Source organism: Synechococcus sp. F70.1 (assembly GCF_047502745.1).
Classification (GTDB): Bacteria; Cyanobacteriota; Cyanobacteriia; order Thermostichales; family Thermostichaceae; genus Thermostichus.
Genome location: NZ_JANSJL010000055.1, coordinates 24,795 through 39,711, shown reverse-complemented (window position 1 = coordinate 39,711; position 14,917 = coordinate 24,795). Strand labels below are relative to the sequence as shown.

The 14,917-nt window shown below is 59.4% G+C and carries 14 protein-coding genes; 9 read left to right on the top strand and 5 right to left on the bottom strand.

What is annotated here, in order from left to right:
- On the top strand, nucleotides 1-1,019 hold a 1,019-nt coding region (locus NW860_RS05465; RefSeq protein WP_414512896.1), incomplete at its 5' end, for a hypothetical protein.
- Nucleotides 1,020-1,221: 202 nt separating this feature from the next.
- Here NW860_RS05465 and pth read toward each other — a convergent pair.
- Nucleotides 1,222-1,911 (bottom strand): aminoacyl-tRNA hydrolase, encoded by a 690-nt coding sequence (gene pth, locus NW860_RS05460; protein ID WP_414425751.1) that lies wholly within the window; start codon nucleotides 1,909-1,911, stop codon nucleotides 1,222-1,224.
- A gap of 152 nt (nucleotides 1,912-2,063) precedes the next feature.
- Between pth and NW860_RS05455 the strand changes: the two genes are divergently transcribed.
- From NW860_RS05455 to prfB, 3 genes are all read left to right on the top strand, one after another.
- Entirely contained in the window at nucleotides 2,064-3,215 is a 1,152-nt protein-coding gene (locus NW860_RS05455) for an HD domain-containing phosphohydrolase (protein ID WP_414512894.1), read from the top strand.
- A 320-nt stretch (nucleotides 3,216-3,535) separates the two neighbouring features.
- On the top strand, nucleotides 3,536-4,657 hold the full coding sequence (locus NW860_RS05450) for a methyl-accepting chemotaxis protein (RefSeq protein ID WP_414512892.1): 1,122 nt from the start codon (nucleotides 3,536-3,538) through the stop codon (nucleotides 4,655-4,657).
- 97 nt (nucleotides 4,658-4,754) lie between these two features.
- Nucleotides 4,755-5,883 (top strand): peptide chain release factor 2 gene (gene prfB, locus NW860_RS05445; RefSeq protein WP_414420027.1). Its coding sequence is split into 2 segments (ribosomal slippage): nucleotides 4,755-4,826 and nucleotides 4,828-5,883, totalling 1,128 coding nucleotides; the frame shifts between segments, so codons are not numbered across the junction.
- Here the strand turns inward: prfB and NW860_RS05440 are convergent.
- Complete coding sequence (locus NW860_RS05440; protein WP_414512890.1) at nucleotides 5,880-6,887, bottom strand: o-succinylbenzoate synthase; 1,008 nt, start codon at nucleotides 6,885-6,887, stop codon at nucleotides 5,880-5,882. The two genes, prfB and NW860_RS05440, sit on opposite strands and share 4 nt — an antisense overlap.
- A 110-nt stretch (nucleotides 6,888-6,997) precedes the next feature.
- Between NW860_RS05440 and trmH the strand changes: the two genes are divergently transcribed.
- The 5 genes from trmH (at nucleotide 6,998) to NW860_RS05415 (ending at nucleotide 11,736) form a co-directional block, all read left to right on the top strand.
- Entirely contained in the window at nucleotides 6,998-7,582 is a 585-nt protein-coding gene (gene trmH, locus NW860_RS05435) for a tRNA (guanosine(18)-2'-O)-methyltransferase TrmH (protein ID WP_414404988.1), read from the top strand.
- Nucleotides 7,583-7,773: 191 nt separating this feature from the next.
- Complete coding sequence (locus NW860_RS05430) at nucleotides 7,774-8,751, top strand: alpha-ketoacid dehydrogenase subunit beta (protein WP_414512888.1); 978 nt, start codon at nucleotides 7,774-7,776, stop codon at nucleotides 8,749-8,751.
- Nucleotides 8,752-8,832: 81 nt separating this feature from the next.
- Nucleotides 8,833-10,212: a DUF3084 domain-containing protein gene (locus NW860_RS05425; protein WP_414396212.1), complete on the top strand. Its 1,380-nt coding sequence runs from the start codon at nucleotides 8,833-8,835 to the stop codon at nucleotides 10,210-10,212.
- An 11-nt stretch (nucleotides 10,213-10,223) separates the two neighbouring features.
- On the top strand, nucleotides 10,224-10,649 hold the full coding sequence (locus NW860_RS05420; RefSeq protein WP_414409996.1) for a resolvase: 426 nt from the start codon (nucleotides 10,224-10,226) through the stop codon (nucleotides 10,647-10,649).
- A complete protein-coding gene (locus NW860_RS05415) occupies nucleotides 10,621-11,736 on the top strand; it encodes an extracellular solute-binding protein (protein WP_414512885.1) in 1,116 nt (371 codons plus the stop codon). The genes NW860_RS05420 and NW860_RS05415 overlap by 29 nt, the downstream gene beginning before the upstream one ends.
- An 11-nt stretch (nucleotides 11,737-11,747) precedes the next feature.
- Here the strand turns inward: NW860_RS05415 and tig are convergent, their stop codons facing one another.
- From tig to ccsB, 3 genes are all read right to left on the bottom strand, one after another.
- Complete coding sequence (gene tig / locus NW860_RS05410; protein WP_414412483.1) at nucleotides 11,748-13,352, bottom strand: trigger factor; 1,605 nt, start codon at nucleotides 13,350-13,352, stop codon at nucleotides 11,748-11,750.
- A 71-nt stretch (nucleotides 13,353-13,423) separates the two neighbouring features.
- Nucleotides 13,424-13,807 (bottom strand): LapA family protein, encoded by a 384-nt coding sequence (locus NW860_RS05405; protein WP_414396221.1) that lies wholly within the window; start codon nucleotides 13,805-13,807, stop codon nucleotides 13,424-13,426.
- A gap of 67 nt (nucleotides 13,808-13,874) precedes the next feature.
- The gene (gene ccsB / locus NW860_RS05400; RefSeq protein ID WP_414412488.1) at nucleotides 13,875-14,831 is read right to left on the bottom strand and encodes a c-type cytochrome biogenesis protein CcsB; all 957 of its coding nucleotides are present in this window, start codon (nucleotides 14,829-14,831) and stop codon (nucleotides 13,875-13,877) included.
- Between the last annotated feature and the right edge of the window lie 86 nt (nucleotides 14,832-14,917).

The following is a 14,917-nucleotide window of genomic DNA, read 5'->3' as shown; positions in this document are numbered from 1 at the left end:
GTAGCCAAGAAATCTGGACACCGCTGCGATGGCGAACTAGCCTAGAGGCAACTTCCGTACTGTTTCGTGGGGCGGGATCCATGCTTAGGCCCAGTCTTTTGCTTTCCGGATCGGCTCTGGTGGGCTTGCTGTCTTGGCTGTGTTTGAACGGCGAATGTGGCTGGCTGGCCTCGCTGCGCAAGGGGCAGGCCACGGAAGGTCTCTCTGTGCCCCTCTTGCAGGAAGCTCAGTTGCCGCGATTTAAAGACAAGCCAGGTCCTGAACCTTTGCTTCGGCGGCAGGCTCAATGGCAAGCCCGGGCACGAGAGCTTGAGCAGCGCTCCCAGGCTCATCAACTGCTCCTGCAGCTAGGGCCATTCATCGAGCAGGAGCCAGGAAATGCGAGGCTCTATCTCCAGCGGGCCCAGTACCTCTGGGAGTATTCGCAGGTGGGCGAGCCAGAGCAGCCAGCTGCTGACCATCTAGTGCTCAGGGCTCTGCGGGATCTGGACATTGCCATTGCTTTGGATCCTTATTTGCCTGAGGCTTATTTGCTTAAGGCCAGGATTCAGCACGAGCATTTTGGAGAGCTGGAGCAGGCTTTGGCAACCTTGTCTCCCTTGGATCGCATTGCCTACCGCAACCCCCAACTCCACTTGTTGCGCTCCCGCATTTGGGCCGAGCAAGGGCATTTGGAATCGGCATTTGATGTAGCTAACCTGGCTATTGAACTAGCCAAACAAAATCAAAACATCGCCGATCTCTTCGATGCCTACCTTCATCGCGGCCTGATGTGGGCGAGCATCTGCAATTTCCAACTGGCCGTTGCCGATTTCAGCCGGGCGATTGAGCTGCAGCCGCAGCGGGCTGAAGGGTACTACCACCGGGGCATGGCGCGCGCCTACCAGGGAGAAGACAAGGCTGGCGCTGCTGCGGATCTGGACAGCGCCTTGAGTCTGTGGCGGTCTGCGGGCACGGGATCCCCAAAACTGCTGCAGTATGTGGAGGCGGTGCGGCAAGACCTCTTGCGACAGCCGTAGCCCCGCTTAGCTTGCGACTAGAGAGGGTAAAAAGTTCGGCTTAGGAGGAGAACGGCTTCGCTCCATTTGAGGGAGGGGAGTTGCTGACTTTTTTGGACCTGGGGGTGCCCCTGCGGGGAGCATCTTAGAGGGTTCCTTGCCCTCTCCTGCCAGTGGCTCTGGGGAAGCCGACCTCCTTCGGATAGCGCCCAAGATCCCGGCCTCAGCCTTCCCCAGGCCCAGTCTTGGCTGGGTCGAGAGAAGCTGCCGGATCTTGCCGATCTCGCTCAGATAGCGGCTCAGAGAGATCCAGAGGGTTGAAGCGGTTCATCGCCGCCCTCAATCCTTCTTGCAAGCAACACTCCACTGCCTCCACTGCTGCCCTTAGAACCCGCTCCAGCACTGCCTGCTCGGTAGGTTCAAACCTTCCCAAAACATGCCCAACCATGTCTTGGTTGCCCTTAGGTCTGCCCACGCCCAGGCGCAAGCGAGGGAAGGCTTCGCTGCCCAGGTGCTGAATGACAGACTTCATGCCGTTATGCCCGCCGGCGGAGCCAGATCCCCGCAGTCGCAGGCGACCCAGAGGCAAGTCTGCATCATCGTAGACCACCAGCACCGACCTGGGATCCAACTTGTACCAATCCAGGACTGCCCGCACTGCCTCGCCAGAGCGATTCATATAAGTCGCCGGCTTGAGCAGGCGCCGCTTGCCCCCCAGGGCAAAACCTTCTCCGTAGCTGCCTTGGAACTGCTTTTCCAGAGCTAATGGGATCCCCCAGCGCTCTGCCAACCGATCCACTACCATAAAGCCGCAGTTGTGGCGGGTGTTGGCATACTGCGGGCCAGGATTGCCTAGGCCAACGATGAGCTGGAGGGCAACCTCATCTGGCTGCTGGGTCTTGACCTGGGTCACAGCGTCTCTCGCTTCCACAGGTAAAGTAGGGTAGCAGAGTTACTTTGGATTGGCGACCCCCAGCCTCCCAACTTGGAGCAGCGGCAGGATCCCTGCTAGCGCTCCAATCCCGCTTCCTTGGGAACACTCGTAACCCACTGGAGGATAAGGTTATGTCCCATGGGCCTTCCGCCTTCGATCTCTCTCTTGCTCTTGGCGAAGCCGAATTTGAGGCTGCTGCTGCCTTGCGCCTGAGTCAGCGGCTGATCCAAGTGGGGATCGCCCTTTCTTCGGAAACGGATTTAAGGCGCCTGCTGGAACTGATTGTCGCCCAAGCCCGCGAGCTAACCTGCTGTGATGGCGCTAGCCTGTTCATCCGGGAGGGAGAAGAGTTGCGCTTTTTCGTGGTCAACCGCAACGAGGAGCTGCAGGATCTGCGCCTGCCCCTTGCTCCTTCCAGCATTGTGGGCTATGTGGTGCTCACGGGGGAGAGCTTGAATTTGCCGGACGTCTATCGCTTGCCAGCGGGCTTGCCCTATGCCTTCAACTCCCAAGTCGATCAGCAGACCGGCTACCGCACCCGCTCTTTGCTCACGGTGCCGATGCGGGATCCCTCAGGAAATATCCTTGGCGCCCTGCAACTCTTGAACCGTCTCAGGCCGGATTGCCCTGCCAACCTAGCGCCCAACCAGGTGGCTGACTGGAGCCAGCCGTTTTCTGAGCTGGAAGTCCGGGTGGCAGAAGCCCTGGCTTCCCAGGCGGCGGTTGCCTACCAAAATGTGCGCTTGCGGGAAGAGCTGAAAGCCGCTCACCTGGAAACGATTTTCTGTCTAGCCCAAGCCGCCGAATACCGGGATCAGGACACCTCTTTTCACCTCAAGCGGATGAGCCACTACTCCCGCATCATTGCCAAACAGTTGGGCCTCTCCAGCCATGAACAAGAGCTGATCTTCTATGCCAGCCCCCTGCACGATGTGGGCAAAATCGGGATCCCGGATGCCATCTTGCGGAAGCCAGGCCCCCTCACCCCCGAAGAGCGTCTAATTATGAACCGCCACCCCGAGATTGGCTACGAGATCCTCAGTAAATCGGACTCGGAGCTGATGAAAAAAAGCGCCATCATTGCCCTCACCCACCACGAGAAGTTCGACGGCAGCGGCTACCCGCGGGGCCTTAAGGGAGAAGAGATCCCGCTAGAAGGGCGGATTGTGGCCTTGGCCGACGTGTTCGACGCTTTAGCTAGCCGCCCCTACAAAGAAGCTTGGGATCTGTCAGATATCTTTCGCTTCGTGGAAAGCCAAAGCGGTAGCCACTTCGATCCCTAAGTGGTGGCAGCTTTCAACCGTGGTCGCAGCGAAATCCTCGAGGTCTACCACCGCTACCAAGAACCTCGCTAAGTTCAGATCGCTCCAGCCCCTGGGGTCAGGACAGCTTCCTTGCCCGTCCGTAAAAAAGAGTCTCCTTCCGTATAACCCCGGACAGAGCTGTAGTCAGGAAACCAGATCCCAAGTCAAACTAAAGGTAACTAGACCCTCCTTTTGCTGGGCCTTTGAAAAGCCGAGGAGAGGTAGGTCCCTGTTTTCCTCTATACATAGCACACTATTGACCACTTGTCTCTACCGAGCCTGTGCTGAGGATCCCTAGGATGACTACCCTGACGAATCCGCCCACTCCCACCCTATCGATCCACACCAAACTGCGCGATCTGGCGCTAGTGGATTTTCAGGTAAGTGAGTCCACCCCCTGCGAGAACGTGGTGCGCCGCCTGGAAGACGACCCCACCCTTTCAGGGGTAGTCGTGTTGGACGAGCAGTCGCAGCTGCGGGGGATGCTGACTCGGCGTGCCATTTTGGAGTGGATGCTGAGCAAACCCTATGGCCTGGAGGTGTTTTCGAAGCGGCCCATCAGCTCCCTAGCAGAGTTCCAGGGCCAGGGTTTTCTCCTTTTGCCCGGCGACTGCGATGTCATTGAGGCGGCCAGCCAGGCTTTCCGGCGGCCCCAGGAGACTATCTACGACCCGGTGGTGGTAGAAGTCGGCCCCCAAGACTATCGCCTTTTGGATGTGCCGGTGTTGTTGGTGGCTCAGTCCCAGGTACATCTAGCCACCCAGCGGAAGCTCGAAGAACAGCAGGAGGAGATGAAACGGATCCTGGCCGAGCTGGAGCAGGAGAAAAACCGCAGCCTCCAGTATGCCCGCGATCTGGAGCGGCAGAAAGCCGAGATCCTCAGCCAGAACATTGCTTTGGATCAAGAGCGGCGCCGGGCCCAGCAGCGCTCGGAAGAACTGGCCCGCCTCAACGCTCGCCTCATCCAGATCAGCTCGGTGCTCTCGGAGAAGAGCAAATCCACCTTTGCCGCCACCTTTGCTGGGGTAGAGGCGGTGCGCCGCCTATTTCAGGAAATTGCCGACAACAACCAGGAGCTATCCCGCGAGCTCAAAGAAATCAACACCATCGTCGACGTGATCGTAGAGGTGGCGGGCTACATTCGTCTGCTCTCCTTTAACGCGGCTGTAGAGGCCAACCGCAGCGGTGGGGGCGGGGGTTTTGGCGCCATTGCCCAGGAGATCCGCAAGTTGGCGGGGCGCACTACCGAGGCCAGCAACCGCATCCGCGGCCTGGCAGATCGCATCCAACGCCAAAGCCAAGCCACCCTGCAATCGGCCCAGGCCAGCGCCGAGGTGGTGCAATCCCTCCACCAGCAAGCCCAGTCGGCCCAGGTGGCCCTGGAGGAGTTGCAAGCTTTGTTGGATCAGGCTCGGATTTAGTCTGAATACGATAGATAGCTACCTCCTTCTGGAGGTCGGGAAGTTAAGATGAGATTCTGGACGAGGTCCAAAAGTATGAGACAGTGTTCGTAAGCTTATGGAACTGGCCGAGCTGAAACGCAGCTTAGAATCGCTCACGGCGCGCCTGAGCACTGCTCAGGACTACCTTTGACCTGCCTTGCCTGGAACAGCAGATCGCCATTCTGGAGCAGGAAGCCTCCCAGCCGCAATTTTGGAACGATGTGGAGGCAGCTCGTCGCCACCTAAAGCAGCTCAACAGCCTCAAGGCCTCCTGGGAGCAGGTCCACCGCTGGAAAGCCCGCCTGGAAGAGGTTGCCACTGCCCTGGAGCTCCTGCAAGAAGAAGCCGATTCGGAGCTCTTGGCCGAGACAGCGGGATCCCTAGCCGCGGTGGAGCGAGAGTTAAGCCAATGGGAGCTGCAGCAACTGCTTTCAGGACCCTACGACAAAAACGGCGCCGTCCTCACCATCACTGCTGGAGCTGGAGGAACCGATGCCCAGGACTGGGCGGCGATGCTGCTGAGGATGTACACCCGCTGGGCAGAGAACCAGGGCTACAAGGTTACCCTTTCGGACTACTCGGAGGGGGCAGAGGCGGGCATCAAGTCAGCCACGCTGTTGATTGAGGGGCCCTATGCCTACGGGTATCTTTCCGCGGAGAAGGGCAACCACCGCATGGAGCGCATCAGCCCCTTCAACGCCAACGGCAAGCGCCAGACTAGCTTTGCCGGCGTTGAGGTCATGCCCATCCTCGAGGAAGAGAACGAGTTTGAGCTGCGGATGGAGGATCTGGAGTTCGAGACCTGCCGTTCGGGAGGGGCAGGAGGCCAAAACGTCAACAAGGTGGAAACGGCGGTGCGGGTTATCCACAAGCCCACCGGCATTGCCGTGCGCTGCAGCGAGGAGCGCTCCCAACTGCAAAACAAGGAGCGGGCCATCCAGATCCTCAAGGCAAAGCTCCTCGAAATCGAGGAGGAAAAGCGCCGGCAAAAGTTGGCTGAGATCCGCGGCGAGATCGTGACCCAGGGCTTTGGGGGTCGGATTCGCACCTACACCTTCGATCCCTACAAGTTAATCAAAGACCACCGCACCAACGCCGAAACCACCAACGTCGAGGCGTTTATGAACGGCGAGCCGGAGGAGCTGATGCACTTCATCCAGGCCTACCTACGGCAGGAACACGCCAAGCAAGCCGCCGCAGTCTAGGGCTGGCTGTGGCGCTCCCACACCGCTTGCATCCAAGCGGCCCGCTCGTGGGGCGAGAGCTTGAGCAGGTTCAGGGGATCCCCCTCCTGGAAAAGCTCCCCCACCCCCCATCCCACGGCCCTGGGGCAGGCGGTTTTTGCTTGCAGGGATCCCGCCCAAGCTAGCCCATGCCAAGCGCCGATAGGGGTTTCTAGGGCTGAGGAGAACACCAGATCCAACCCCGGGTGTTGGCTGAGGTAGTCTCTAAGGGCAAGACCCGATCCCATCAAAGAGGGTTTGACCACCAGGATCCCTTGCCAGCCCGAGCGGTGGACAGCTTGCAACTGCTCCAGGCCGACCACCGACTCATCCAGGGCAATGGGGGTTTGAAACTCACGGCTAAGTTGGATTAAGTCAGCGTACTGCTCTGGCGGCAAAGGCTGCTCGAAGAACTCGATCTTGCCTGGCAACTCCCGATTGATCCGGTCGCAGAGATCCAGCCACTGCCGCGCCTCTGCTAAAGTCAAGCCGCCGTTGGCATCTAGCCGCAGCCGGGATCCCGCAGGCAACTGCTCCAGCCAGCTTTCTAGCTTCTTCCACTCCGCTGCGAAGGGATCCATTCCCACCTTGCCCTTGTAAACTGGGTAGGAGCCGAAGGGGGTATCCTTCCCCAAAAGCCCACAAAAGGAAAGACCGGAGAGATCCCTATCTAGCCAGCCAGGATCCCGACAGGCCAGCCAGGCGCATTCCAGCCCAAAGCGGGTAGCAGGCAGCGCTGCCGGGATCTCCTTGATCTGCGCCTCCGAGAGCTCAGCCGGCAACTGCCGACAAAAGGCCAGGGCCTCCTCGAGGGTCTCACTGCCCAGCCAAGGAATGGGGGCTACCTCCCCGTAGCCCTGCTGCCCTGTCTCCAGGTCTGTCAGGCGGATTAGGATCCCTTCGCGGGTAGACCAGAGACCGTAGCGGGTGCGCAGGGGCTGCCGGAAAGGTTGCTGATAGCAGCAAACTTCAAGGCGGGCCAGCAATTTTCCGATCCCTGGGAACCCTGACCAAGAGCCATCTTACAGGCGGCAGAGCTGGGGTAGGTGCTAGTCCGATTTAGCGGCTAAAGCGAAGGTTTCTCCGGGAGGCACCCATGAAGGAGCGCACTCCAGAGAGGCGAAGGCGCTTGGAGGAGGTTTTAAGGCGGAGGCAGCCGGATCTCACGGTGCTTCTAGAGAACGTCCACAAACCCCACAATCTTTCCGCCATCCTGCGCACCTGCGATGCTGTGGGGGTGCTCAGAGTTCACGCCGTGAACCCCACGGAGGGTGTACCCACTTTCAACGAGACCAGCAGCGGCAGCCACAAGTGGGTCTACCTCAAGGTTCACCCCACCACGGAAGAGGCCTTCCAGCACCTCCGGGAAGAAGGCTTCCAAATCTATGCCACTGCCTTGAAGGAGGGGGCCCGCAGCTACCGACAGGTGGACTACACCAAGCCCACCGCCATTGTCTTGGGAGCGGAGAAGTGGGGGGTTTCTGAGCAGGCCTTGGCCCTAGCTGACGCGCTCATCCACATCCCCATGCTGGGCATGGTGCAGAGCCTAAATGTCTCGGTGGCAGCAGCCGTGATTCTCTTTGAGGCTCAAAGACAAAGGCTCGAAGCAGGGCTTTACGACGCACCCCGCCTGGATCCCGAACTTTACCAGCAGATTTTGGAGGACTGGCTTATGAAGTAAATTTCCAAGGATCCCTCCGCAAAGCCCAGCAGGACAAGGAAGGCAAGGCCACTTTGCCCCCAGCTAGTCGCAAGGGGCGCTTGCAAAAGGGTTGCTGCCGTTTGGGTGCATAGACGGAGTTCTCCCGCAGACAGGCAACCAGCGGCAAAGGGGTGGTTTAATGTAGAGACTAGTGAGCAGCAGTTGCCCCTATGCCGGAGACTTTCCTCTACAGCGCCTTGCGTGCCGCTCTTGACGAAGAAATGGCCCGGGATCCCAACGTGTTTGTTTTGGGAGAAGATGTAGGCCACTACGGCGGCTCCTACAAAGTGACCAAAGACCTATACCGCAAGTACGGGGAGATGCGCCTCCTGGACACCCCCATTTGCGAAAACAGCTTCACCGGCCTTGCCATTGGGGCAGCGATGACCGGCTTGCGCCCGGTGGTGGAAGGGATGAACATGGGTTTTCTGCTGCTGGCTTTTAACCAGATTGCCAACAATGCCGGCATGCTGCGCTACATGTCTGGCGGCAACTTCAAGGTCCCGATTGTCATCCGCGGACCTGGCGGCGTGGGCCGGCAGCTGGGGGCCGAGCACTCGCAGCGGCTGGAGGCCTACTTTCAAGCAGTGCCGGGGCTGAAGATCGTTGCCTGTTCCACTCCCTACAACGCCAAAGGTCTGCTCAAGTCGGCCATCCGCGACGACAACCCCGTCCTCTTCTTCGAACATGTTCTTCTCTACAACGTGAAGGGAGAGGTGCCAGAGGAGGAGTACCTTTTGCCCTTGAATAAGGCGGAAGTTGTCCGCTCTGGATCCGACGTTACCCTCCTCACCTACTCCCGTATGCGCTACCACGTGCTCAAGGCTGTGGATACCCTGGTAGCGCAGGAGATCGATCCTGAGGTGATTGATTTGATCTCCCTCAAGCCGCTGGATATGGAGACCATTGCAGCTTCGGTGCGCAAAACGCACCGAGTGGTCATTGTGGAGGAAGATGTAAAAACTGGCGGCATTGGGGCAGAGCTGACTGCTCGCATCATGGAAGAACTCTTCGACGAGCTGGATGCGCCAGTGGTGCGCCTGGCTTCCCAAGACATTCCCACTCCTTACAACGGCACCTTGGAAGCAGCCACCATCGTGCAGCCAGAAGATATTGTGGCAGCTGTGGAGCGGCTCCTCTACGCTTAAAACGCTTGCTAAATAGCGCCAAAAATTTCTCAAGTCCTCTGGGTGGCCTTGCTAAGATTTCCGTGGCAGGGATCCCGGGATATGCAGGGCGTACTGCTGATCCTCTACATGCTGTTTGTCAGTGGCCTGATTGCCGTGGTTGGGGATCGGGTTGGGTATCGCATTGGCAAAAAGCGCCTAACCTGGTTTAACCTCCGCCCTCGCCACACAGCCATTTTGGTAGCCGTGATTACGGGGGTGAGCATCTCAGCCCTGACCCTAGGCACGCTGCTGCTTCTAAACCGCTCGCTGTCAGAAGCCCTTTTTAGCTACACCAACCAAATTGCTCGGGCTAGGCAAGAGCTGCAGGCCCTCAATCGCCAAAAAGCTTGGCTGGAGACCGAGAATGCTGCCCTCAGGGCCGAGCGGGATCGCCTGCGGCTAGATCTGGATCGATTTCGCAGCCAGCAGTCGGCAGCCCAAACCCGCCTGAGTGAAGTTCAGGATCAACTGGCCGCAGCCCTGCAGGCCCGGCAGGAGGCCGAAGCCAAGCTGGCAGCAACCCAAGAGCAGCTGGCCCAGGTGCAGCTTAAGCTGGAGCAGGCCCAAGTAGAGCTGGCGGCGGTCAAGAAGGAGGTGGAATCGGCGCAGCAAACCATCGTCACCCTAAAGTCCCAAAAGCAGACCTTGCAGTTGGATCGGGATCAACTGGAGCGCTCCCTGGAGGCGGCGCAGGCAGCCCTAAACCAACTGGAGACCCAGAAAAACCAGCTCGAGGGGGAAATTGCCCAGCTCAGCCAGTTGGCAGTGCGGCTGCGGCGGGGCGAGCTTGCCATCTTGGCAGGCGAAGTCTTAGCTACAGGGGTAGTTCAGACCCCTGCCGGGGCAAAGCCAGAGACAGTCCGGCAGCAGTTTGAGCAACTGTTGGCGCAGGCAGAACAGCGGGCGCTGGCGCTGGGATCCCAGCCTATACCTCCTCTAGAAAACGCCATCCTCATCCGCCGCGAGGATGCGGATCGAGCTTTGAAAAAGCTGCAGGAAGCCGGCAGCTGGGCGGTGCGCATCCTCTCTCTCACCAACCGGCTCAAGGGTGAGCCTGTGCCTGTGGTGGTTCAGATTTACCCCAACCAGCGCCTCTTCGCCAAGGGGTCGGTGCTGGCCCAAGGAGTGATCCAGCCGGGCCTCAGCGAAAGTGAAATCCAGCAGCGGCTGCTGGAGCTGCTAAACGAGGCCAACCAGCGCTCCCAAGAAAAAGGTCTCCTTGCAGATCCCATCACTGGTACTGTCGGAGAGTTCTCCCAGGTCAAGTTTTTGGAAGTGGTGCAGCAGCTGCGCCAAAGCACCACCCCTCTGGATGTGAAGCTGGTGGCTGATGCCGACATCTACACGGCAGGGCCGCTGCGGGTGAGTTTTCTCATGGCGCAAGCCTCCAGCCAATACGGCTCTGCTCCAGCTCAGCTAAGAGGGCGCAGGGAGGGGTGAGGGTCAAGGAGATGGAGCGGGTATTAGTGGGTTTTGATCCAGGGCGGGACAAGTGCGGCCTTGCGGTTGTGCAAACCCAGCCAGCCTGGCAAGTTTTGCACCGGGAGGTGGTTCCTGCCCAAGAGGCCCTGCCCAGGTTGGGGGCTCTCTGGCAGCAGTTTGGAGCAGAGCGGCTCATCCTGGGGGATCAAACGACGGCGCGGCAGTGGAAGTCTCAACTGGAGCTGCTTCTTCCGCCGCACCAGATTGTCCTGGTGGACGAACGCCACAGCTCGGAAGAAGCCCGGCGGCGCTACTGGGAGGTTTACCGGCCGCGGTGGTGGCAGCACCTACTGCCCAAAGGGCTGCGACTGCCGGACAGGGCCTACGATGATCTGGTGGCCTTGATTCTGGTGGAGCGGTACTGGCGTGGGCAAAAGACAGCTAAGCCGACGTGAATTCCTCCTCCTAGCCGGGCTAGCGGTGGCCGGCTGTGGCGGGCCCAGTGCCCATTTGCCCCTCATCCTCGCCCTCAAGCCGGGGATCCCTCAGAGCTTAGTCAGCGAGTTTCGCCGTCGCACTCGGGCCCGCTTTCGGTTGCAGCTGGTGGATGAGCGAAGCCAGTTGTTGGCTTACCTGCGCCAAAGCCTTCAGCCACCCCAGCCCTCCTGGGGGCCTTTTAGCCAACGACTGCCGGTGCCAGCTCTCAGCCTGCTGGGGGCCGACGCTTTGGATTGGGCTCTGGCTGCCGGTTGGCTGGATCCCTTGCCGCGCAGTCTCTTGGGAGAACGCTGGCAGCAGTTGCATCCCCGTTGGCAAGCAGCAGCCCTGCGGGAGGGGCAGATCTGGGGTGTGCCCTGGCGCTGGGGGGTGACGGCCATTGCCTACCGCCGGGACCGGGTCAGCAAACCCCTCCGGGACTGGGCCGACCTGTGGCGGCCTGAGTTGGCTGGCAAGATCACGCTGCCGGATCACCCACGCGAGGTGATTGGGCTGACCCTAAAAAAGATGGGCCGCTCCTACAACGATCCCCTCGATCCGGAAGAAACCGAGTTGCGACGGGAGCTGGGATCCCTGCACCGTCAAGTTTTGGCCTATACCTCCGCTGACTACTTGCCCATGTTGCGCCTGGCCGATAGCTGGGTAGCTGTGGGCTGGTCGCAAGATCTCTACGCCACTCAGGCCAACTACCCCGAGTTGGAGGTGGTGATCCCGGCCTCGGGATCTGCTGTCTGGTGGGATGTCTGGGTGCGGCCCCGGGCTGCCCAGCCTCTCCCTGAAGAGCTGCAGACGGAGCTGCCATCCCTGCTGGTCAACTGGATTGATTTTGTCTTAAATCCCGAGTTCGCCCCTCGCCTCGTCAACTTAAGCGGGATCCCTTCAGTGTTACCGCTGGACTTGAACCAACTTTCCCTGCGGCTGCGCCGCCGGCCCGACTTCCACCCCTCCACCTGGGAACGGGCCGAGATCTGGCGGCCCTTGAGCCTGGCCGAAGCCGAGTCCTACCTCCGCCTCTGGGATCAGATGCGGCGCGGCCTCCTGTAGCTTGACCGCTTTTACTTGACCTTTTTGCTCTTTCTACCCGACTTGGGCTTGTCCTGGACGGCCGATTCGGCTTCTCGATCTAAGCTCTCCCCAGAGGCAGAGGCTGGTTCCGACTCTGGAGCGGCAACTGTGGCGGTTTCTGTGGCTACTCCTGAAGGGGGTTCTGCCACAGCCTCAGCTGGGGCTGTAGAAGCCTCAAGGCTTGCTGCTGCCAGTACCGACCCAGCCTTTTCTTCGAAGTCTTCGCCTTTAGCCCCGACGGGAAGGGGGGGTGCCTCGGTGGGATTGCCCTCGCTATCGACCCAGTTGACCGTGGTTTGAGACTTCAACCAGGCCATCACCTTACGAGTAAGCAAATTTTCGTAAATGACCTGGCGTGTCCGCTCCCGATCCAGCTTTTGGCCCTGCTGAGCGTAGGCTTTCATCACCGCTTCCATTTCCACTTCCAATTCAGTGGGGCCGACGGCAATTTGCTCCTGCCGGACGATGGCGCTGAGAGCAAAGGCGCGGCGCAGCCGGTCGATGGCCTCAGCTCGGTGGCGTTCCCTCAATTGGTTGAGAGTCTCAGGTGGCAGTTGAGCCAGGAGCTTGCGGATTTCTCCCGGGGCAACCCTTGCTTGCTGCTGCAGCGACTGCAGGTCTTGAGCTAGCAGCTGCGTTATCTCTTGCTCAACAAGGCTCTCGGGCAGATCCACCTCGGTGGTTGCCAAAATGGCGTTGAGGATGGCCGTTTCAAGGTTTTCTTCGGATTGTCTTAGGGCATCTTGCTCAAGGCGCTTTTTCAGGTGTTCCCGCAGCTCCGCCACCGTCTGGAAGTTGCTGACTTCCTGGACAAAGGCATCGTCTAGCTCCGGCAGCTCTTTGGTTTTGATCTCCTTGAGGCAGACGGTAAAGGTAACCGTTTTCCCAGCCAGCTCTTTTCTAAAGTAATCCTCGGGCAGGGTGGCAGTGATCTCCTTAGTCTCGTCGAGCTGCATGCCCACAACACCTGCTACAAAGCCGGGAATGAAGTTTTCCTCTTTCAGCTCCAGTTGCAAGTCTTGGGCGGCAAGCTCCTTGAGGGGATTGCCCTCGGCGTCGCGGGCTTGGAAATCCAGCACCACCACGTCCCCCAACTGGGCAGGCCGATCCTCCACAGGCAAGAGGGTAGCCCGCTGATCTCGCAGCTTTTCGATGAGGCGGTCGACTTCCTCAGGCTTGACGTCAACCCGGGTTGCCGTAACCGTCAGCCCTTTGTACTGGCCAACGCGAGCCTCAGGGTACACTTCCACATACCCTGAGAAGCTGAACTCGGCTTCTGGGTTAAAGCGCTCCAGAAGCTGCTTCACCTCTTCATCCAGCTCAAACTGGCCGATGGGGGTGACTTGAGCCTCCTGGAGAACCTCCTGGATAGCCTCCTGGATTAGGTCGTCGATAGCACTGGCAATAACCCTCTCGCGGCCCACCTGGCGCACTACCAGGTTGCGAGGGGCCTTGCCCTTGCGAAACCCCGGGATCTGGATGTTCCGCTCCAGTTGGCGCAGGGTTTTTTCGTAGGAGCGCTTAACCCGGTCAGCTTCCACCACGATCTTGAAGCCAAGCCGGCTACCAGGGCGCTTTTCTTGAGTAACCTGCATAGGTGCTAGTGCAAAGGCAAATAGAGGCTCAATTGTACCGCAAAGATCCAGGGATTATGCTAATGGGCGGTCTAGGCAGGGGATCCCTCGGTGGTCACTTCCTTAACCTCTTGGAGGTCTTCCTGAGGCTCAGCTCGTTTGCTGGGGGGCAGTTGCTTAACTTTTGCCTCCAGCTCCACCACCATTTCCTTCAGCTCGCTGATGGCCACTTCCTTCTCTTGCAGTTGCCGATTTTTCTCGCGGGCTTCGAGGCTAAATTGCAGCCGCATCCAGAGGCCATAGATCCAGGCCAAGGCAGCGCCAATCCCAGCAGAAGCCAAAAGCTCAATCACTAGCGGGCTCTCGATGCTGACGCCAGGGGCAAAGGTAATCGTTACCGGGTTGGCGTTTTGCATGGCAAAGAGGGCCACACCCAGGAGGGCCGAGAAAAAGATTAGGTAGTTAAACAGACGCATGCCGTTTTCCTCAAATCAAAGGTATCCACGACGACTTGCCAGCACCAGAGTCAATGGGGCGGCGGACCTAAAAGAACCAGCCGTAGCTGTGTAAGCCTTTGCCCAAAAAGTTCACTCCCAGGTAACAAACCCAAACCACCCCAAAACCCAAGCTGGCTAGAAGCGCAGGACGCCTGCCCTGCCAGCCCTTGGTGATGCGGGCGTGTAGATAGGCAGCAAAAACCAACCAGGTAATCAAGGCCCAGGTTTCCTTGGGATCCCAGCTCCAGTAGGTACCCCAGGCCTCGTTGGCCCAGACGGCCCCGGCAATAATGCCAATGGTAAGTAGCGGAAAGCCCAGCCCGATGAAGCGGTAGCTGGCGTTGTCTAAGATCTCGGCCAGGCTCAGTTGTTGCCGAGGGATCTCCTCTGGAGTCGGCTGGGGAGGAAGTTCAGTCCTGGCACGGGCTATCAGCTCCGGCTGGACTGCAGCTTGGGACGGGCGAAATTGCAGGCCAAGGGAGTTGCCCTTGAGCTGTACCTCCTGGCCACGGGTGAGGATGAGAAAGGCCATGGCCAACAGGGAGCCCACCAAGAGGGCTGCGTAGGCCAACAGCATGACGCTGACATGCATCATCAGCCAGTTGGACTGCAGAGCTGGCACCAGCGGCTGGGCTGCCTGCATATCCTCCGGCAAGGCCAAGGCGGCAAAGGCAACAATGCCTGTCGCTAATGGGGCAGTCATCACTCCCACCCAACGGCGGCGAGTCCACTGGAGAGCCACTAGGTGCAAGGCGGTGATCCCCCAGGCCAAGAAAAACAAAGACTCGTACAAATTGCTCAAAGGGAAGTAGCCGGCATCGATCCAGCGGGCCGTCAACAGAGCAGCTATTGTCAAGTTGGCCCCCACCATCCCCGCCAAGCCCAGTTCGGCCAAAAGGGGCACTTGGGGAAAAGCTGCCCCACCCCAGTAGAAGAGCATGGCCCCCAGACAAATGGCAAAGGCCAGGGTGTTGAGGAGAGCTTGCCACTGAGTGAGATCCAAGCCCGCGAGCGCTATCGTCGCTGCCAAGCAAGTCATAGATGACCCCAAAGCTTTTCCGGACAGGACCAAGCCTGCCGATCCCATTC